The organism is Selenomonas sp. WCT3 (assembly GCA_900100835.1).
Lineage (GTDB): Bacteria > Bacillota > Negativicutes > Selenomonadales > Selenomonadaceae > Selenomonas_A > Selenomonas_A ruminantium_E.
This window is the reverse complement of sequence record FNCM01000002.1, coordinates 116,845-135,741: the sequence shown is the minus strand read 5'-3', so window position 1 is coordinate 135,741 and position 18,897 is coordinate 116,845. Positions and strand designations below refer to the sequence as shown.

The 18,897-nt window shown below is 52.2% G+C and carries 17 protein-coding genes; 15 read left to right on the top strand and 2 right to left on the bottom strand.

Annotation, left to right across the window (positions count from 1 at the left end):
* The first annotated feature begins 227 nt into the window (after positions 1 to 227).
* From BLQ36_RS02375 to BLQ36_RS02350, 6 genes are all read left to right on the top strand, one after another.
* Positions 228 to 1,505 (top strand): sensor histidine kinase, encoded by a 1,278-nt coding sequence (locus BLQ36_RS02375; protein WP_074513795.1) that lies wholly within the window; start codon positions 228 to 230, stop codon positions 1,503 to 1,505.
* Complete coding sequence (locus BLQ36_RS02370; protein ID WP_074513794.1) at positions 1,505 to 2,983, top strand: aminotransferase class I/II-fold pyridoxal phosphate-dependent enzyme; 1,479 nt, start codon at positions 1,505 to 1,507, stop codon at positions 2,981 to 2,983. Before BLQ36_RS02375 ends, BLQ36_RS02370 begins: the two co-directional genes overlap by 1 nt.
* Positions 2,980 to 3,651: a dTMP kinase gene (locus BLQ36_RS02365; protein ID WP_074513793.1), complete on the top strand. Its 672-nt coding sequence runs from the start codon at positions 2,980 to 2,982 to the stop codon at positions 3,649 to 3,651. Before BLQ36_RS02370 ends, BLQ36_RS02365 begins: the two co-directional genes overlap by 4 nt.
* 24 nt (positions 3,652 to 3,675) lie before the next feature.
* A complete protein-coding gene (rnmV, locus tag BLQ36_RS02360; RefSeq protein WP_074513792.1) occupies positions 3,676 to 4,221 on the top strand; it encodes a ribonuclease M5 in 546 nt (181 codons plus the stop codon).
* Positions 4,218 to 5,099 carry a 16S rRNA (adenine(1518)-N(6)/adenine(1519)-N(6))-dimethyltransferase RsmA gene (rsmA, locus tag BLQ36_RS02355; RefSeq protein WP_180364821.1) on the top strand — a complete coding sequence of 294 codons (882 nt, stop codon included), beginning with the start codon at positions 4,218 to 4,220 and terminating at the stop codon, positions 5,097 to 5,099. The genes rnmV and rsmA overlap by 4 nt, the downstream gene beginning before the upstream one ends.
* A 111-nt stretch (positions 5,100 to 5,210) precedes the next feature.
* A complete protein-coding gene (locus tag BLQ36_RS02350) occupies positions 5,211 to 6,713 on the top strand; it encodes a Na+/H+ antiporter NhaC family protein (protein WP_074513947.1) in 1,503 nt (500 codons plus the stop codon).
* 71 nt (positions 6,714 to 6,784) lie between these two features.
* Here the strand turns inward: BLQ36_RS02350 and BLQ36_RS02345 are convergent, their stop codons facing one another.
* Together BLQ36_RS02345 and BLQ36_RS02340 are read right to left on the bottom strand one after the other, a co-directional pair.
* On the bottom strand, positions 6,785 to 7,975 hold the full coding sequence (locus tag BLQ36_RS02345) for an MFS transporter (RefSeq protein ID WP_074513791.1): 1,191 nt from the start codon (positions 7,973 to 7,975) through the stop codon (positions 6,785 to 6,787).
* A 103-nt stretch (positions 7,976 to 8,078) separates the two neighbouring features.
* Positions 8,079 to 9,962, bottom strand: coding sequence for a GGDEF domain-containing protein (locus tag BLQ36_RS02340; protein ID WP_081342190.1), 1,884 nt, complete (start codon positions 9,960 to 9,962; stop codon positions 8,079 to 8,081).
* A 179-nt stretch (positions 9,963 to 10,141) separates the two neighbouring features.
* Between BLQ36_RS02340 and BLQ36_RS02335 the strand changes: the two genes are divergently transcribed.
* The 9 genes from BLQ36_RS02335 to BLQ36_RS02295 all read left to right on the top strand — a co-directional run bounded on the left by BLQ36_RS02335 (position 10,142) and on the right by BLQ36_RS02295 (position 18,856).
* On the top strand, positions 10,142 to 10,408 hold the full coding sequence (locus tag BLQ36_RS02335; RefSeq protein ID WP_033171502.1) for a TIGR03905 family TSCPD domain-containing protein: 267 nt from the start codon (positions 10,142 to 10,144) through the stop codon (positions 10,406 to 10,408).
* Positions 10,409 to 10,410: 2 nt separating this feature from the next.
* Positions 10,411 to 11,184: a histidinol-phosphatase HisJ family protein gene (locus BLQ36_RS02330; RefSeq protein WP_074513789.1), complete on the top strand. Its 774-nt coding sequence runs from the start codon at positions 10,411 to 10,413 to the stop codon at positions 11,182 to 11,184.
* A gap of 68 nt (positions 11,185 to 11,252) precedes the next feature.
* Positions 11,253 to 11,390, top strand: a complete 138-nt coding sequence (gene scfA / locus BLQ36_RS02325) for a six-cysteine ranthipeptide SCIFF (RefSeq protein ID WP_072022752.1) — start codon at positions 11,253 to 11,255, stop codon at positions 11,388 to 11,390.
* A gap of 99 nt (positions 11,391 to 11,489) precedes the next feature.
* Positions 11,490 to 12,887 carry a thioether cross-link-forming SCIFF peptide maturase gene (gene scfB / locus BLQ36_RS02320; RefSeq protein WP_033171500.1) on the top strand — a complete coding sequence of 466 codons (1,398 nt, stop codon included), beginning with the start codon at positions 11,490 to 11,492 and terminating at the stop codon, positions 12,885 to 12,887.
* A gap of 284 nt (positions 12,888 to 13,171) precedes the next feature.
* Positions 13,172 to 14,182, top strand: a complete 1,011-nt coding sequence (gene gap / locus BLQ36_RS02315; RefSeq protein WP_033171499.1) for a type I glyceraldehyde-3-phosphate dehydrogenase — start codon at positions 13,172 to 13,174, stop codon at positions 14,180 to 14,182.
* A 108-nt stretch (positions 14,183 to 14,290) separates the two neighbouring features.
* Positions 14,291 to 15,484, top strand: a complete 1,194-nt coding sequence (locus BLQ36_RS02310) for a phosphoglycerate kinase (RefSeq protein WP_033171498.1) — start codon at positions 14,291 to 14,293, stop codon at positions 15,482 to 15,484.
* Between the two features lie 212 nt (positions 15,485 to 15,696).
* Positions 15,697 to 16,446: a triose-phosphate isomerase gene (gene tpiA, locus BLQ36_RS02305; RefSeq protein ID WP_033171497.1), complete on the top strand. Its 750-nt coding sequence runs from the start codon at positions 15,697 to 15,699 to the stop codon at positions 16,444 to 16,446.
* A 24-nt stretch (positions 16,447 to 16,470) separates the two neighbouring features.
* Positions 16,471 to 18,000 carry a 2,3-bisphosphoglycerate-independent phosphoglycerate mutase gene (gene gpmI / locus BLQ36_RS02300; RefSeq protein ID WP_074513788.1) on the top strand — a complete coding sequence of 510 codons (1,530 nt, stop codon included), beginning with the start codon at positions 16,471 to 16,473 and terminating at the stop codon, positions 17,998 to 18,000.
* 163 nt (positions 18,001 to 18,163) lie between these two features.
* Positions 18,164 to 18,856 carry an iron-sulfur cluster assembly scaffold protein gene (locus BLQ36_RS02295; protein WP_033171577.1) on the top strand — a complete coding sequence of 231 codons (693 nt, stop codon included), beginning with the start codon at positions 18,164 to 18,166 and terminating at the stop codon, positions 18,854 to 18,856.
* The last annotated feature ends 41 nt before the right edge of the window (positions 18,857 to 18,897 follow it).

Genomic DNA, 18,897 nt, shown 5'->3' with positions numbered 1-18,897 from the left:
CTGGAGGTGAGCAGTATTTCTTTCTTGAAACAACATGGCAAAGCAATATCCAATTTACTGGTGGTATTGCTGGTAATTGGTGCAATTTATACAAAGGTCCAGGAAAACGGAGCGGATTCCTTATTCAGGATGTCGGACTTGCAGATTTTGGCAGGAGCGATTTTGGGGTTGCTGGTAATTCGCTGGTTTAACAAGCGGCATAAGAAGTAAAAATAGGGAGGAACAGTATGGCAGCCCTCAACAATGAATCCCTGATGGATGGCAATGGTGGTATCAAGGAAGGTTCCCTGAAAAGCATCCTGACGAATACCATTGACACGATTGAAAATAGTAAATCGCAGATTTTTGAAATATACGAAACAGCCCGTACAGAGGTTGAAAATAGTAAAAAGCAGCTGCAGGAATTAAAAGAGCAGGCGCGGCAGACGATTGACCGGGTGGATGAGCTGGCGAAGAAAGAGCAGCGGGAAAAACAGCATCTGGTCATGGTCAGCGGCAATTTCCAGGATTATTCCGAAGAGAAAATCCGTGCCAGCTATGAAGCAGTCAAGAACGTCCAGGTTGAGCTCGGTGTCGAGAGGGAGAAGGAACAGGCCCTGCGACAGCAGCGTGACAAACTGGAACTTCGCCTGCGCCATTTGCAGGTGATGCTGGTTCAGGCAGAGCATCTGGCACTGGCGATTGGCTCGGTGCTTTCGTATTTGAGCTCGCAGGTCAGCGGGGTAGTCTGGAAAATCGAAGCGGTCCAAAAGGATAAGTTCGTTGGGGCGCGCATCATCAAGGCGCAGGAAGAGGAACGCTATCGTGTCTCGCGAGAGATTCACGATGGCCCGGCGCAGGATTTGGCAAACCTCATTTTTCAGACCTCGATTGCGGAAAAACTCATTGATTATGACCCGGAAGAAGCTAAGCGTACCTTGCAGGAGCTGCGGCAGCAGATTCGTGACTGCTTGAGCAATGTGCGTCAGGTTATCTTCGACATGCGTCCGATGGCGCTGGATGACTTGGGACTAGCCCCGGCAATCAATCAGCTGGTGGGACGGCTGGCTTCCCGTGGCATTCTGTCGACGGATTTCAGTGTCGATGGCAAATCGTATGATTTGCCGAAACACGTAGAGATTGCCATTTTCCGTGTGGTGCAGGAGGCTTTGAACAATGTCGCGCATCACGCGGGAACGGATAAGGCGCGGGTTCGCCTGTTATACCAGCCGCAGGCCTTGTCGGTATTGGTAGAGGATGAGGGCAAGGGCTTCGATGCGGAGGCTGACCCCGAGATTCCCGATGTTCCGGCGGGCGAAATCCTGGCAGATGGTACGGATCATGCCGGACAGTTTGGCATTATGGGCATGAAGGAGCGCGCCAAGATTATCGGTGCGGACCTCAATGTGCTGTCTACTATTGGCAAGGGCACCCGCATACATCTGCGCGTACCCAACAAGCTTCCTGGTGCCAAGAAGGAAGAGGTAAAGGTAATCAACACTCCCGATAAGGGTAAAAAATCGTGATGAAAAAAGATCGTTCAATCCAATCAAATCAGCTAAGAGCGCCGATTGCGGAGGCTATGCAGGCTTACGCGCGAGACGGCGCTCTCGCTTTTCATACGCCGGGACATAAACAGGGGCTCGGCGCGCATCCACTGCTCAAAAATCTCATTACGGAGGAGGGACTTCGCGAGGAAGTCTCGCTGATGGAGGAACTCGACGACCTCCATGAGCCGACGATGTGCATCCGCGAAGCGCAGGAACTAGCCGCGGAGCTTTATGGTGCCGATGCGGCCTATTTTATGATTAACGGCACGAGCGGTGCCATCCATACAATGCTGATGGCGGCGCTCCGTCCTGGTGATACGGTGCTGGTGCCGCGCAATGCACATCGTTCGATGATTGGCGGCATCATTCTGGTGGGGGCAAAGCCTGTCTTCATCCAGCCGGAAATCGACGAGCGGCTGGGTATTGCCATGGGCCTTCGCCTAAGCGAGATCAAAAAGGCCATTGCGGCCCATCCTGAGGCCAAGGCGCTGGCCCTGGTTTACCCCACCTATTACGGCGTAACGGTGGATTTGCAGGCCATTGCCGACGAGCTGCATGCCCATAACATGCTGCTGCTGGTGGATGAAGCCCATGGCCCCCATCTGAAGTTCTCTGAGGCTCTGCCGCTCCAGGCCATCGATGCCGGGGCCGATATGGCGGCCCAGAGCACCCATAAAATTGTGGGAAGCATGACGCAGACCTCGATGCTGCTGGTAAAGGGGCCGCGGGTCAATGCGGAGCGTGTCCGTCAGGCGGCAAGTCTGCTGCAGTCGACAAGTCCCAATCAATTGTTGCTGGCATCCCTGGATATCGCCCGTTTGCAACTGGCGGAAGACGGTGCCGAAAAAGTTGGCCGTGCGGTAAAACTTGCCGAAAAGCTTCGCCAGGATATCAATAGAATTGACGGCCTCTGGTCCTTTGGTGCTGATTACCTGCAGACAGAGGGGGCATCTGGCCTAGACCTTACCAAGGTTACGGTCAGCCTGCGCCAGCTTGGCATCAGCGGGCCCCAGGCAGAAGAAATCCTGCGCCATGAATATAAGATTCAGTGCGAGCTTTCTGATGCCTATAATCTGCTCTTTATCATCTCCTATGCGGATACGGAGCATGAGACGGCGGTACTTTTGGCCGCGCTTAAGGAACTGGCAGCCCGCTATAAGGGAAAAGAGCAATTCTCGGTTCCGGCAGCTATGCCAGCTGTGCCTGTGCTTGGCATGACGCCGCGGGCGGCGTTCTTTGCTGACTATGAGCAGGTGCCCTTTGCAGAAGCTGCCGGCCGCATTGCAGCCGAGCAGCTGATGTTCTACCCGCCGGGGATTCCAATCCTGGCGCCGGGGGATAGAATTGACCAGTCAAGTCTTGACTATATCCGCGCCATGCAAAAGCTGGGACTCAAAGTGGTGGGCCCCCAGGATACCAATCTAAAGACATTGAAGGTAGTGAAAGAATCGTGAGCAAAGGAAAACTCATTATTATAGAAGCTGGCGATGGCTCAGGCAAGGCCACCCAGACCAAGGCCCTTTATGACCATTTGGTTCGCGATGGCTATCGCGTCCATCGCATCGAGTTCCCCGACTACGCGGCCGATTCGTCCATGCTGGTGCGCATGTACCTGCGAGGGGATTTCGGCGGCCATGCCGAGGATGTCAACGCCTTTGCGGCCTCGACATTTTTTGCTGTCGACCGCTATGCGTCCTTCCGCATGAAGTGGAAGGAATTCTACGATAACGGCGATATTATCCTGGCTGACCGCTACACGACCAGCAACATGGTTCATCAGGCGGTGAAGCTCACCGATGCCAAGGAGCGGGAAGCGTTCCTCGACTGGCTTTGGGATTTTGAGTTTGTGAAAATCGGCCTGCCTGTGCCGGATAAAGTCGTATTCCTCGACATGGCGCCGGAGGTTGCCGATAAGCTCATTGCGGCCCGGGCCAAGGAAACGGGGACGGAGAAGGACATTCACGAAAAGGATACTGGCTATCTGCACCGCTGTCATGCCGCCTATTTGGAGCTGGCGGCTAAATATGACTGGTCAAAAGTCATTTGCAGTGAGGGCGGGGAGCCGCGCAGCATTGCGGCCATCCATGACGAGGTATACAGGGCGGTTAAGACCGTACTTTAAACCAGAAGGATACGAGGAATTTTTATGATAAAAGAAGTATTGGTGGTTGAGGGCAAGATGGATGTGGTGGCTATCGATAAAGCCGTCGAAGCTGACTGCATCATTACGGAAGGATTCAACCTGAAGCCCCAGGCGCTCAAGAATATTGAACAGGCTTATAAAAAACGCGGCATCATCATCATGACGGATCCGGATTCGGCTGGCGAGCGCATTCGCCTGTATCTTTCGCGCCGTTTCCCCAAGGCCAAGCACGCCTTTGTGCCGGTGGAAGATGCCACCGATAACGATGACATCGGCATCGAACAGGCCAAGCCCGATGCCATCCGCAAGGCGCTCGAGAAGGTGCGTACGCTGGACTGGGAGCCCACGAAGAATTTTACGGGAGCGGACCTCATCATGCATGATTTGTCGGGGGCTGACCGGGCCAGCCAGCGCCGTGCCCGTTTGGGAGCAATCCTCGGCCTTGGCTTTGCCAATGCCAAGACCTTTTTGAAACGGCTCAACCATTATGGAGTAACGAGAGAAGAATTTGCTGACGCTGTGGCGCAGCTTGACAAGGAGGAAGTATGAACCACCAGGATGAAGAAATTTTACAGCCAAAGATTGCCAGCCGTTCTGTAACCAATCACATTTTGAAGGCCTTCGGCCTGCGCATGAGCAAGAAACTCGGCCAGAACTTCCTGATTGATGCGACCATCGTCCAGGGCATTGTTGATGCGGCGGAGATCCAGCCGGGAGAACGGGTGCTGGAGATTGGCCCGGGCATCGGCACCCTGACCCAAGGTCTTGCCGAGGCTGGTGCTGAGGTAACGGCCGTCGAGCTGGACAAGAAACTGCCAGCGGTGCTGGCCGAGACCCTCAAGGCCTATGATAACGTCACCATTGTGCCGGGAGATATCCTCAAGGTAAATATCCCGGAAATCATGGGAGAGGGGCCCTTTAAAGTGGCGGCCAACCTGCCTTACTATATCACGACGCCGATTCTCATGACCCTGCTCGAGCGTCACCTGCCGATTACGCGCATGGTCACCATGGTGCAGAAGGAAGTTGCCGAGCGCATGATTGCAAAGCCCGGTTCCCGGACTTATGGCGCTCTGTCGGTGGCGGTTCAGTATTATACGGAACCGGAAATCGTTCTCGACGTTCCGCCTCGTTCTTTTATCCCGGCGCCGGAAGTCGACAGCGTCGTCATCGCCTGCAAGGTTCGTGAGACGCCAGTTGTTGCCGTCATGGAGGAGAAGATGTTTTTCCGGGTGGTAAAGGCCGCCTTTGGCCAGCGCCGCAAAACCCTTTCGAATGCCTTGAAGGGCGGCGGCTTCCCCAAGGAGCAGGTTCGCGATGCCATGGAGGCCGCTGGTATCGAGATGACGCGCCGCGGCGAGACCCTTTCCCTCGAAGAATTTGCCAAGCTTGCCGATGAATTCACAAAGCTTGCAAAAAATGCTTAAATTTTTATTGATACTATGCAAAAAATGTTATACAATAGTACACGTGAAAAATAAAGTATGTAATATTGTAATGTTGTAATGTACAAGTATAACAGAAGGTAGGTTATGTTCATGGCAGAATCCGTCTGGTCTGTATTGCCACCAGTCATTACGATTGCGCTGGCTCTCTGGACGAAAGAAGTTTATATGTCGCTGATTATCGGTATTTTTTCTGGGGCGTTGCTCTTTACAGGGGGCAATATCTTAGAATCAATTCTGACGATGTTTGCGGTCATGTCGGATAAAGTTGGCAGCAATGTCAACATCCTCGTATTCCTGGTCATCCTGGGCATCCTCGTGGCGGCCATCACGCGCAGTGGTGCAACCCGCGCCTACGGGGAGTGGGCAGCTAAGGCCATTAACGGCAAGCGCAGTGCTTCGCTCGTTACGGCCCTTTTAGGACTGGTTATCTTCATCGATGATTATTTCAATTGCTTGACTGTCGGTACGGTCATGCGTCCGGTCACCGACAAATTCAAGATTGCCCGTACAAAGCTTGCGTACATCATCGATGCCACGGCGGCACCAATCTGCATCATCGCCCCGGTATCGAGCTGGGCGGCCGCTGTTGGTTCCTCGCTGCCGGAAGGCAGTGAGATTGACGGTTTCTCCCTGTTCCTGCAGACGATTCCGTTCAATCTTTACGCTTGGCTGACGCTTATCTTTATGGTCTTCTTGATTTGGACGGGCCGTGACTATGGTGCTATGGCCAAGAGCGTTCGCGAGAGCAATGAGAATTTTGTCGTTCCGAAGGAATACCAGGATACGACGGGCATCAAACATGAAGAGGAAGGCAATGGCAAGATTATCGATCTGCTGCTGCCGCTGTTCGTCCTGATTGCGGCCTGCGTTTATGGCATGCTCTACACGGGCGGCATTCATGAGGGCAAGAGCATCGCTGAGGCCTTTGCCAACTGTGATTCCTCGAAATCCCTCGTGCTGGGTTCCTTCATTGCCTTTATCTTTACGGGTTTCCTCTATCTGCCCCGCAAAGTCATTTCCTTCAATGCCTTTTGCGACAGTTTCGGCTGGGGCTTTAAGGCCATGACGCCGGCAATCTTTATCCTCTGCCTTGCCTGGACGCTTTCGGGCATTTGCAGTGATAAATATCTGAACCTTGGCGGGTTCGTTGGCGGCATTGTCAGTGCCAACGCATCCCTTATCATGTTCCTGCCGCCGATTTTCTTCCTGGTGGCTATGGGCCTCGCCTTTGCGACGGGAACTTCCTGGGGTACCTTCGGCATCCTGATTCCGATTGCTGTAGCCGTTGTCGGCATGGATCCCAATATGCTGGTGGTCTGTGTGGCCGCTATCCTTTCCGGTGCTGTAGGCGGCGACCATGCTTCGCCGATTTCTGATACGACAATCCTCGCGTCGGCCGGTGCCCAGTGTCATCACATTGACCACGTCAACACACAGCTGCCATACGTCATGACGGTAGCGGGCTGCTGTGTAATTGGTTACGTAGTCGACGGCATCACCGCCAACGGCTGGCTGGGCCTTGGCGCCGCCCTGGTATGTCTGGTCGCTGTAATGGCTGCTATCATGGGTAAGGTGCCATCGTTAGAGAAATAAAAAATGGCTGAAGTAGCGCAGATACTACTTCAGCCATTTTTGTTATAAGCGTGTCCCGGTAAGTCAAAAGTTTAAAGCGTCTTTATCGTGAACTTGCACCACATAGCATTTACAATCAGCAATGCCGCAACCAGCAGGAACAGGCTGCGGATGCCGATTAGGGCGGCTAACTGGCCGCCAAAGAAGGCACCGCTGAACATACCGATGAACTGGGCGGACTGGTTGAAGCCGAAGATGCGGCCCATCAGTGCTGGTGGGGAGAGCTGGCGGATGAGATTGTTGGTAGACGGCATGAGTCCGGCGATGGCGATGCCGTGGACGAAGCGCAGGACGCCAAGCTGCCAGGGGGCGGTGACGAATCCCTGGGGGATGGAGACGAGGCCTGAGAGCAGCAGGCAGGAGAACAGGATGCGTTCGGAGCCGATGCGGTCGGCAAGCTTGCCAAGCCGCGAGGCAAACAGCATGCTGGCAAAGCCCGCTGCGGAGAAGACTGCGCCGGATATGATGGCCAGATGGTCGATGTTGCCGGCGATTTCCTGGATGTAGACCGTTAGGAGCGGTGCGACACAGGTCAGGGAGAAGTGAAGCAGTACCGTGGTCAGGAATACGCCGAGGATTACATTGCGCTGCGGTAGGCGGCGAAACGATGGGCAGGGGCTGTCAGCGCTGGTGGTGCAGGCAGCCTTTTTTGTTTCGTGCACTTGGGTTAGGGCGAGAAATCCCAGCAGGCAGCAGGTGCCGATGCAAAAGAAGGAATTGCGGAACCCGATGGTTTCACTGAGCCAGCCGCCGAATACCGGCCCCATAAGTCCGCCGGAAACCTGAGCGGTGAAGAACATCCCCATGGCCCAGCCGGAGTGTTCCTTCGGCGTTTCCTGTGCCAGCAGCGGGATAACGGCGGCTTGGAACCCGCTAAGACAGCCTTGCAGCAGGCGCAGGATGACGAGATGCCAGACGCTTTGCGCAAAGCCCATGCCAATCATGATGAGGCCGAGCCAGCCCGAGGCGCGCAGAATCATTGGCTTGCGGCCGAAGCGGTCGGATAGCCGGCCCCAGATGGGGGAGAAGATGGCAAGGCTGATGAAGTTGCAGCCAAAGACGATGCCTGCCCAGCGGGCCACATCAGCAGGATTATCGACGCCTAGTTCTGCGATATAGAGGGGCAGGATTGGTGCCATTTGGCTCATGCCGATGGAGACGATAAAGGATGCCGTACAGCAAATCAGCAGATTCTTTTTCCATAGGGGAAGGTTGGATACCATAAGAAAAGCCTCACTTTTATTGAAATCGATATACCATAAAGATAAGTATAGCACTATGCAATCAAAAAAGCAGTCCGCTGATTTTTCAACGGACTGCCTTTTTTCAGAAGGGTTCCTGGATGACCAACGCCAGTGGCGGGTCGTTTTCGTTTTGGTTCCAGTGGAGATTGCAGGCGCGGGTGGTGGTGGGGCGTTCTTTATCCCAGTTGCTGAGGTCACAGGCGATGTATTCACTGCCTTCGCCGGAAAGTTTTTGGACGGGGCAGTCTGGACAAGGCGTCATGCGCTGGTGAAATAGTTCGTAGCAGGGATGGCCTGCCGAGGATTCCGACAGGGTCTGCCGTATCGCCTGATTGAAGTACAGAGGCATCAGGGTTATTTTGTCGACCACATAGACCATTTCCTGCATGTGGTCTAACAGGTCGCGAAGATGACTGTTTTGCTGGCGCAGCTTGTCATCGGAATAGGAAGTCAAAAGGATGTTGCCCAGGATGACGGCAAAGATGCTCAGGGCGTGGAGGCATTCGTCATCAAAGGGGCGGGGCTGACGGCTTTCAAAGCCGATACAGCCCAAAGTATCGGAGCCATGGGTTATCATGCAGTGGGCAAAAGCGCCGAGGTGAAGGGCGGTTAGTGCTGGCTGATAACTGCTGGCAGCTTTGGTGGTGTCCTCACAAATGGACATGACCCCATAGGAGGTTGCCTTATAACGATTGAGAATCAAATCGTTGCGTTGGGCAATCTGGGAGAAAAGGCTGGTGTTATGGGCGGCGGATTTTAACGAAACACCGTTGGGACTCAGCCACTCATAGGCGGTGGTATATTGATTGACATCCGGGTCAAAGAGGTCAAGGGCTACCCGGTCCAGATTAAAGCGCTTTCCAAACATGGACAGGGATAGGGAAATCGTCGCATCGGGACTGTTGGTTTCGTAGAGGAGTTTGAAGATGAATTCAATCATATTGTCCTTAAAGGCTTTCTGCTGAAGGTCTTCAAAATCGTTGGGGACACGAGACTTGGCTGACGCCGCTTGGTTGAACAGACTGTTATGATAGATGACGTATTGATTTTTGCCCTTGCTTTTCGCTTCGTAGAGTGCCCGGTCAGCATGTTTGAACAGTTCCGCGTAATCGGTGCCATGTTCCGGGTAGAGGGATACGCCGACGCTGATGGAAAAGGGCAGGGTCTGGGTTCCGTTTTGGTATTGGCGCTGCAATTTTTGGATGAGCACTTGGCAGCGATTGTGGAGAATTTGCAAATCGTTTAGGTTGCGGAACAGCACGATAAATTCGTCGCCGCCGATGCGTCCTTTTATGTCCGATTGCCGGAAATTGTGATTGATGGCGCTGCCCATGTCGGCAAGCACCGCATCGCCGAATAGATGACCAAAGCTGTCGTTGATGCCCTTAAAGCCATCGGCATCGATTAGCAGTAGACCAGCCTGCTCGGCTTCGTTGGCGAGGGAGTCTAGATACTCAGAAATGCGATGGCGGGAGGTCTCTTTATTGAGCAGGCCTGTGAGTTTATCAAAGGAGGCTTCCTGCTCGATGCGCTGCTGCCAGAGTTTTTGCGCCTGGATATTGCGGAGGTTGCCGAAGGCAATCACCGGCTGATGGTCATCGAAATAGGTAATGATATGGATTTCGGACCAGAGGTAGTCTGTTTTCTTATGACTGCGAATCCGGATTTTGCAGGCCTGGTTGCAGGTGCGGCCCAAATAGCGCGAACTGCTGTGGTATATTTTATGTAGGAAATAGCGGAAAATGTGAAGGTCATCGGGGTGGATAAGGCCGGAGTGCCAAAGCTTAGTAGAGGCATCCAAGAGACCGGTTCCAATGTCGTAAGAGTGATTGGCAACCGGTTGCTTTAATTCCAGCTTATCAGTTCGTAAGTCCCAACGAAAGTAAATTCGGCGGTCGAAATTTTCTAGTGCCGAGAATACTTCTTCTCCGAAGGTTGTGGGTATCTGGCATTTGGTTGTGCTCATAATGAACCCCTTCTAATGAGTTAATAATCTATTTGTAATTATAGCCGATATGGGACATATTTACCAATGAAATATCCGTAATTTATAAAAAAAATAAGGAGTAAGTAATTGCTAATCTGAGGAAAATTCAGTAAGATAGGATAAAGAATCAAGAAGTATAAGGAAAGCGAGCGAAAGCAATGAGCATTTACGAATATAAGACCAATGGCACTTGTGCGAGAAAGATTACGGTGGAACTTGAGGGTAAGGTCATCAAAAAGGTGGCGTTTGAGGGAGGCTGCAATGGCAATCTCAAGGGGATTTCCAAACTCGTAGAGGGGATGGATATGGATTTCGTCATCGAGCGCTTTACGGGGAATACGTGCAACGGCAAGTCGACCTCGTGCCCGGATCAGCTGGCGATTGCACTGCAGGAGGCTTATAAAGCCGAGCAGAAAGAAGGCTAACAATGATTTTTGACAGTCATAGCCATACCGAATTCTCGGGGGATTCGGAAATGAAGGCGGCCGATGCATTGGCTGCGGCCGAGCGACTGGGGTTGGGGCTGGTGTTTACGGAGCATCTGGATCTTGATTATCCTGGAGAGATAGATTTTACCTTCAATCCCGACGATTATTGGAACGCTTACGAACGGTTTCGTGGCAACAAGCTTCGTTTGGGCGTGGAAGTGGGGATGCAGGCGTCGACCTGTGACCGCAGCCGTGAATTTACGGAATGGCTGCCCTTTGATTTTGTCGTTGGGGCAATTCACATGGTGGATGGCAAAGATATCTATTATAAGGAAAGCTATGGCGATTTGTCCAAAGAGGATTTTTATCATAGATATTTTGCGGCTATGGCGGATAATGTACGCCGCCATACTTTTATCGATGTCTTGGCGCATATTGATTATATTGCCCGTTATGCCCCTTATGATAATCCCGAGCTGGAGTATGGGAATTTCACGGAGGATGTCGATGATGTCCTGCGGGCAGTGGTGGAAACCGATACGGTGCTGGAGCTGAATACTCGCCGGCTCAGCAGTGCTCGTGCGCTTAAAGAACTCGTCCCGATTTATCGGCGGTACCGGGAACTAGGGGGACGGGAAATCACTTTGGGGTCGGATGCACATACGGCTGATGCGATTGGTGCGCATTTTGATTTGGCGTTGGACTTTGCCGATGCGTTAGAGCTTTCGGTGGTCACGTTCTGTGGCCGTTTGCGGGAAAGTTGTCAGAAATAATTCCTTGTACTGCTGCGGAAAAGGCGATATAATAGACTGAGATTCTATTTTTGATAGGAGGGCTAATGATGAAACACATCAAGACGGTCAACAAGCCATCGATGCAGGCTACGCTCAAGACGGGCGGCTGCGGCGAGTGCCAGGCTTCCTGCCAGTCCGCATGCAAGACTTCCTGCACGGTCGGCAACCAGGTTTGCGAGAAATAAGTATCGCATTGAAGCCTTCCCTTTTTGGGGAAGGCTTTTTATTTATGAATGATTTCTGTTTTTATATAGCAACAAATAATTAAGGAGAACAAGAGACAAATGAAAGCAAGAATCCATAAATTTGAGCAGAATGGTACCTATATCCTGTTGGATATCAACAGTGGTGCTGTTCATGTCATCGACAAGATGATTTATGAGATGATGGATACGTTTGACGGAACGAACGATGATGCGGTACTTCAGGCGCTGGAGGGTAAGTATCCCTTGAAAGATCTCAAGGAAGCTTTGGAAGAACTTCATGAACTAATGGCGGCCGGCGAACTTTTCGCACCGGATATCAACGTTCCTCCGACGTTTAAACAGACGGGGCTGGTAAAATCCATTTGCTTGATGATTGCTCAGGATTGCAACCTGCGCTGTAAATATTGCTTTGGTGACGGCGGCAGCTACGGTCAGGAACGTGCGATCATGACGCCGGAAGTCGGCAAGAAAGCGGTCGATTATCTCATCAAGGCCAGCGGCCCGCGCAAGCACCTCGAGATGGATTTCTTCGGTGGTGAACCGCTCATGAATATGAAGACGGTCAAGGCTGTGACAGAGTACGCACGTCAGCGCGAAAAAGAAACGGGCAAGAAGTTCAAGCTTACGATGACGACAAACGGCATCCTGCTGAATGACGAGAACATCAAATGGCTCAACGACAATGACTTTGCGCTCGTGCTCTCGCTTGATGGCCGCAAGGAAGTTCACGACGCTATGCGTCCGTTGGCTGGCGGCCAGGGCAGCTATGACCGCGCGATTGCCAACTTCAAGAAGTGCCTGGCGAGCCGCAAGGGCGGGGACTATGATTACCGTGGCGTTTACACTTACTTGCGCGGTACCTACACGAAGAACAATATGGACTTCACCAAGGATGTCCTGTCGATGAATGACGAGGGCTTTGACATCCTTTCTATGGAGCCGGTAGTCCTGAAGGATAATCCGCTTGGCTTTACTGAAGAGGATTTGCCGCGCATCCGCGAAGAGTACGATCGCTTGACGGAAGCTTATATGAAGCGTCATCGCGAGGGCAAGGGATTCTTCTTCTTCCATTTCAACATGGATCTTTCCAATGGTCCGTGTGTGGCCAAGCGCCTTTCGGGCTGCGGTGCTGGTCATGAATATGTGGCAGTCGCTGAAAATGGCGACCTCTATCCGTGCCATCAGTTTGTTGGCCGTGAGAAATACAAAATCGGTACGGTAGATACGGGAATTACGGATAAGGAAACGAGCCAGTATTTCCGTGAAAGCCACGTACTCAACAAAGAAAAGTGTGGCGACTGCTGGTCGCGCTTCTTCTGCTCCGGTGGCTGCCATGCCAATGCCGATCTCTTCCATGGCGATATTCGCAAGCCGTATGAAGTCGGTTGTGAAATTCAGAAAAAGCGTCTGGAATGTGCCATTTATGTGCAGGCCTTGTTGGCACTTGAAAAGATGGATGATAATAACGATAAATAATCATAAATGATATTTATATATGCAAATGAAAGTGACAAGTATAATTGCTTGTCACTTTTTGCTGTTTTTGGCAGGTGTTCCTATTGTTTATCTGCGTTTAGCACGTTTGCGAAAGCGAAAGAGTATTGTTACTTATTCATACAGAAAAGTCAGAAAACAATGAAACCGATTCATATAATAATTGGTCAAATTTATGATAAAAACATTGACATTTCCTCTTTGCTTATTGTATTATTAGACCTGTAAGAACTGAACTTCTAAAGAATTTAGGGGGTATTTTTCAAATGGCAGTAAAAGTAGCTATCAATGGTTTTGGCCGTATCGGCCGTCTCGCATTCCGTCAGATGTTCGACGCTGAGGGTTATGAAGTTGTTGCAATCAACGACCTCACGAGCCCGAAAATGCTCGCACACCTGCTCAAGTACGATTCCACGCAGGGTAAGTACAAATATGCTGATACGGTTGAAGCTGGCGAAAACAGCATCAAAGTCAACGGCAAAGAGATCATGATCTATGCTGAGAAGGATGCAAAAGACATTCCTTGGGCTAAACATGATGTTGACGTTGTTCTCGAGTGCACTGGTTTCTACACTTCCAAAGAGAAAGCTTCTGCACATCTGGCTGCAGGCGCTAAGAAAGTTGTTATCTCCGCTCCGGCTGGTAACGACCTCCCGACGATCGTATACAACGTTAACCACACGACGCTGACGAAGGAAGACAAGGTTATCTCCGCTGCATCCTGCACGACGAACTGCCTTGCTCCGATGGCTAAAGCACTGAACGACCTCGCTCCGATCCAGAGCGGTATCATGTGCACGATTCACGCTTACACGGGCGACCAGATGACTCTCGATGGCCCGCAGCGTAAAGGCGACCTCCGTCGCAGCCGTGCAGCAGCTTGCAACATCGTTCCGAACTCCACGGGCGCTGCTAAAGCTATCGGCCTCGTAATTCCGGAACTCAAAGGCAAACTGATCGGTGCTGCACAGCGCGTTCCGACCCCGACGGGTTCCACGACGATCCTCAACGCAGTTGTCAAAGGCAGCGTTTCCGTTGAGCAGGTTAACGAAGCTATGAAGGCTCAGGCTACGGAGTCCTTCGGTTACAACACGGATGAGATCGTATCCAGCGATATCGTTGGCATGCGTTTCGGTTCCCTGTTCGATGCTACTCAGACGATGGTTAACCCGGTTGAGGGTGGCACGCAGGTTCAGGTTGTTTCCTGGTACGACAACGAGAACAGCTACACGAGCCAGATGGTTCGCACGATCAAATACTTCGCTGAGCTCGGCTAATTGTTTGATTCGTAACTGAACAAAACGAAGATCTTTTGAGGTCCGGCCTAAAACTTGGGCCGGACCTCAATTTTTTTATCATGTAAAGATTATTTTGGAGGTTTCAACATGGATAAGAAAACCATCAAAGACATTGACGTCAAAGGCAAAAAAGTATTTGTCCGCGTCGATTACAATGTCCCGTTCGATGAGAACCAGAACATCACCAACGACACGCGCATGGTTCGCACGCTGCCGACCATCAACTATCTGCTCGACAATGGCGCTGCTGTAATCCTGGCTTGCCATATCGGCCGTCCGAGCGAGGCTCGTGAGCCGCAGTTCTCCACGAAGCACCTCGTTGCTCATCTGTCCGAGCTCCTCGGCAAAGAGGTAAAATGGGCTTCGGATTGCGTTGGTGCTGAGGCTGAGAAGGCTGCCGCTGATCTGAAGGCTGGCGAAGTCCTGCTCCTCGAGAACCTCCGTTATCACAAAGCAGAGAAGAAAAACGATCCGGAATTTGCAAAACAGCTCGCATCCCTGGCTGATGTTGCTGTTGACGATGCTTTCGGCGTTTCCCACCGCGGCCATGCATCCAACGCTGGTATCGCTCAGTACGTCGAGGTTGTCGCTGGCTTCCTGATGGAAAAAGAGATCAACTACATCGGCAAGACGCTTGAAGCTCCGCAGCGTCCGTTCGTCGCTATCATCGGCGGTGCTAAGGTTTCGGATAAAATCGGCGTTATCAACAACATGATCGAGAAAGTCGACAAAATCATCATCGGCGGCGGCATGGCTCATACTTTCGATGCAGCAAAAGGCCTGCCAATCGGTGACTCCCTCTGCGAGCCGGACAAATACGATCTCGCTCGTGACCTCCTCAAGAAAGCTGAGGAGAAGGGTGTAGAGGTTATTCTGCCGGTTGACCTCGTTATCGCTGATAAATTCGCTGCAGATGCTAACACGCAGACGGTTGACGTTGACAAAGTTCCTGAGGGCTGGCAGGCTCTTGACTCCGGCGTGAAGACGTCTGAGAAATATGTTGAGGCACTCAAAGGTGCTAAGACGGTTGTCTGGAACGGACCAATGGGCGTATTCGAGTTCGACGCTTTCGCGAATGGTACGCTGGCTGTTGCTCAGGCTGTTGCGAAAGCTACGGAAGAGGGCGCTATCTCCATCGTTGGTGGCGGTGACTCCGTTGCAGCTCTGAAGAAGACGGGCCTGACGGACAAGATTTCCCACGTATCCACGGGTGGCGGCGCTACGCTCGAGTTCCTCGAGGGCAAAGAGATGCCGGGCATTGCAGCTATCGCTGATAAATAAGTATTCCTAGTACTTTTCTTTGGGGCAAAGAAAAGTACTAAAAGAAACTGCGGCCGGATATTCCATCCGGGAATATACGGCCGCGGGCCCCATCCTTGGGGCCTGATAAACGCATTGCCCTGAAACGACGCCTTCTTCTCTGAGGGTGGATAGGGCTGCTGGAAAAAGCAGGCTTCATAGACATAAGATTTAATTAGGGAGGCTTTTATATAATGGCTAGAACTCCGATTATTGCTGGTAACTGGAAAATGAACAACACGATTGCACAGGGTGTCGAGCTCGTTAAGGCTCTGGCTCCGCTGGTCAAAGACGCAACGGTTGATGTTGTTGTCTGCCCGACGGCTACGGCTCTGTCCTCCGTCGCTGCTGCAGTCAAAGGCACGAACATCCATGTTGGTGCGCAGAACGTTCACTGGGAAGCAAATGGTGCTTTCACGGGCGAGATCTCCACGGGCATGCTCAACGAGATTGGCGTTGACTACGTCGTTCTCGGCCACAGCGAGCGCCGTGATTACTTCGGTGAGACGGATGAGGGCGTAAACAAACGCGCTCGTGCTGCATTTGCTGCTGGCATCACGCCGATCATCTGCTGCGGTGAGTCCCTCGAGATTCGCGAAGCTGGCACTTACATCGACCATGTCGTTGCACAGATCAACGCTGCTCTCGAAGGTTTCGAGGCTGCTGAGGTTGCTAAACTCGTTATCGCTTACGAGCCGATTTGGGCTATCGGCACGGGCAAAACGGCTACGTTCGAGCAGGCTGAGGAAGTCTGCAAGGCAATCCGTGAAGCTGTTGCGAAGAAATTCGGTCAGGAAGCAGCTGACGCTATCCGCATCCAGTACGGCGGCAGCGTAAAACCGGCTACGATCAAAGATCTCATGAAACAGCCGAACGTTGATGGCGCACTCGTAGGTGGCGCATCCCTGAAGGCTCAGGACTTCAGCCAGATCGTTAACTACTGATTCTTAGAAGGGTAGTATCTTAAAATGGCAAAACTTAAAAATGCACCGGTTGCACTCATCATCATGGATGGCTGCGGCCTCGGTGACAAAAGCGATAAGAACAATGCAGTACAGGTAGCGAATACGCCGGTACTCGATGGCCTTATGGCAAAATACAAGACGAGTCAGCTGCAGGCATCCGGCGAATACGTCGGTCTGCCGGATGGCCAGATGGGCAACTCCGAAGTTGGTCATACCAACATTGGTGCTGGCCGCGTCATCTATCAGCAGCTCACTCGCATCACGCGTGACATCAAGAATGGCGACTTCTTCAAGAACGAAGCCCTGCTTGATATCGTAAATGGCGTGAAGGCAAATAACGGTGCCCTCCATCTGCTGGGCCTCGTTTCTCCGGGCGGTGTCCACAGCCATCAGGCTCATCTCTATGCACTGCTCGAGCTTGCGAAAAAAGAAGGCATCAAGGATGTATACGTTCATGCATTCCTCGATGGCCGTGATGTTCCGCCCCAGAGCGCTCAGCCGTTCTTGGAGGAACTTGAAGCAAAATGCAAGGAAATCGGCGTTGGCTGCATTGCTACGCTGAGCGGCCGTTACTATGCTATGGACCGCGATCACAACTGGGATCGCGAGCAGCTGGCATATGAGGCAATCGCTCATGCTGAGGGCGTAAGCGCAGATTCTGCTGTAGCAGGCCTCAAGGCAAGCTACGAAGCTGGCAAAAACGATGAATTCGTTATGCCGTGCGTAATCAAGGGCTACGAAGGCATGAAGAATGGCGATGGCGCTATCTTCTTCAACTTCCGTCCAGACCGTGCCCGTCAGCTCACTCATGCATTCGTTGACGAGACCTTTGATGGTTTCGAGCGTGATGAGGAGCTCAAGGTTCCGTTTGCAACGTTCTCCCAGTACGAGGACGGCATGAATGCAAAAGTTGCCTTCCCACCGGAAACTATCGAGAATACGTTGGGTAAGATTATCGAGTCCAAGGGCATGACGCAGTTGCGCATCGCTGAGACGGAGAAGTACGCACATGTAACCTTCTTCTTCAATGGCGGTGTCGAGGAGCCGTACGAGGGTGAGGATCGCATCCTGGTTCCGTCTCCGAAGGTTGCAACCTATGATCTCCAGCCGGAAATGAGCGCTATTGAGGTTACGGATAAAGTCGTTGAGGCTATCAAGTCCGAAAAATACGATTTCATCATCCTCAACTATGCAAACTGCGATATGGTTGGTCATACGGGGGTATTCCCGGCAGTTGTCAAGGCTGTTGAGACGGTTGATACGTGTGTTGGCCGTTTTGTCGATGCCATCCGTGAAGTTGGCGGCGAGGTCTGCATCACAGCTGACCACGGCAACGCTGACATCATGATGGACTACGAAAACAACCAGCCGTTCACGAAACATACGACGAATCCGGTTCCGTTCATCGTGGTATCTGACCGCGTCAAATCCGTCAAAGACGGCGCTCTCTGCGACATCGCACCGACGCTCTTGACGATGGCTGGCGTTGAGATTCCGGCTGAAATGAACGGCAAGAACCTCGTCGAACTTTAATTATCCGCAGGTCAGAGGCAGCATCCCTTGAGCAAGGGTGCGTAAGCGGGGGGAAGGCCACCACGGGCGTGGTGACCATTTCCCATGCTAGCCCCTTACGGGCGCTTGTTTAAAGGTTGCACCTCAGTATTATATTTTAGAAAAGAGAGGAATACGAACAATGATTGCTTATTCACAGAAAGTGGAAGACATGGCATGCGTAGCGCAGGAAGTACATCATGGCGCTGCTCCGATTCCAGAGGAAGGCAAATGGGTTAAATCCAAGAATGTACAGGATATCAGCGGCCTGACTCACGGTATCGGCTGGTGCGCTCCGCAGCAGGGTGCCTGCAAATTGACGCTCAACGTCAAAGACGGCATCATCCAGGAAGCTCTCGTTGAGACGATCGGCTGCTCGGGCATGACGCACTCCGCAGCAATGGCTGCAGAGATTCTGCCGGGCCTGACGGTTCTCGAGGCTCTGAACACTGACCTCGTTTGCGATGCCATCAACACCGCTATGCGCGAACTCTTCCTGCAGATTGCTTATGGCCGTTCCCAGACTGCATTCTCCGATGATGGTCTGCCAATCGGCGCTGGCCTCGATGACCTTGGTAAAGGTCTGCGCAGCCAGACGGGTACGCTCTACAGCACGCTCAAGAAAGGCCCGCGTTACCTCGAACTCGCTGAAGGCTATGTTACGAAACTCGGTCTCGACAAAGAGAACCGCGTAATCGGCTACGAAGTTGTTCAGCTTGGCAAAGTCATGGAAGCTGTCCGTGCCGGCAAAGATGCTAACGAAGCTATCAAAGCCAACACGAGCACGAAAGGCCGTTTCGCTGACGCTGTCAAGACGATCGATCCGCGCGAAGAGTAAGAAATACTCTTGGCAGATTTCCGCAAGTTTTAGGTAAAAGG

Bases quoted from the DNA above. Each gene is read 5' to 3' on its own strand.
- BLQ36_RS02375 (WP_074513795.1), top strand. From the start codon at position 228: ATGGCAGCCCTCAACAATGAATCCCTGATGGATGGCAATGGTGGTATC.
- BLQ36_RS02370 (WP_074513794.1), top strand. From the start codon at position 1,505: ATGAAAAAAGATCGTTCAATCCAATCAAATCAGCTAAGAGCGCCGATT.
- rnmV (WP_074513792.1), top strand. From the start codon at position 3,676: ATGATAAAAGAAGTATTGGTGGTTGAGGGCAAGATGGATGTGGTGGCT.
- rsmA (WP_180364821.1), top strand. From the start codon at position 4,218: ATGAACCACCAGGATGAAGAAATTTTACAGCCAAAGATTGCCAGCCGT.
- BLQ36_RS02350 (WP_074513947.1), top strand. From the start codon at position 5,211: ATGGCAGAATCCGTCTGGTCTGTATTGCCACCAGTCATTACGATTGCG.
- BLQ36_RS02345 (WP_074513791.1), bottom strand. From the start codon at position 7,975: ATGGTATCCAACCTTCCCCTATGGAAAAAGAATCTGCTGATTTGCTGT.
- BLQ36_RS02340 (WP_081342190.1), bottom strand. From the start codon at position 9,962: ATGAGCACAACCAAATGCCAGATACCCACAACCTTCGGAGAAGAAGTA.
- BLQ36_RS02335 (WP_033171502.1), top strand. From the start codon at position 10,142: ATGAGCATTTACGAATATAAGACCAATGGCACTTGTGCGAGAAAGATT.
- BLQ36_RS02330 (WP_074513789.1), top strand. From the start codon at position 10,411: ATGATTTTTGACAGTCATAGCCATACCGAATTCTCGGGGGATTCGGAA.
- scfA (WP_072022752.1), top strand. From the start codon at position 11,253: ATGAAACACATCAAGACGGTCAACAAGCCATCGATGCAGGCTACGCTC.
- scfB (WP_033171500.1), top strand. From the start codon at position 11,490: ATGAAAGCAAGAATCCATAAATTTGAGCAGAATGGTACCTATATCCTG.
- gap (WP_033171499.1), top strand. From the start codon at position 13,172: ATGGCAGTAAAAGTAGCTATCAATGGTTTTGGCCGTATCGGCCGTCTC.
- BLQ36_RS02310 (WP_033171498.1), top strand. From the start codon at position 14,291: ATGGATAAGAAAACCATCAAAGACATTGACGTCAAAGGCAAAAAAGTA.
- tpiA (WP_033171497.1), top strand. From the start codon at position 15,697: ATGGCTAGAACTCCGATTATTGCTGGTAACTGGAAAATGAACAACACG.
- gpmI (WP_074513788.1), top strand. From the start codon at position 16,471: ATGGCAAAACTTAAAAATGCACCGGTTGCACTCATCATCATGGATGGC.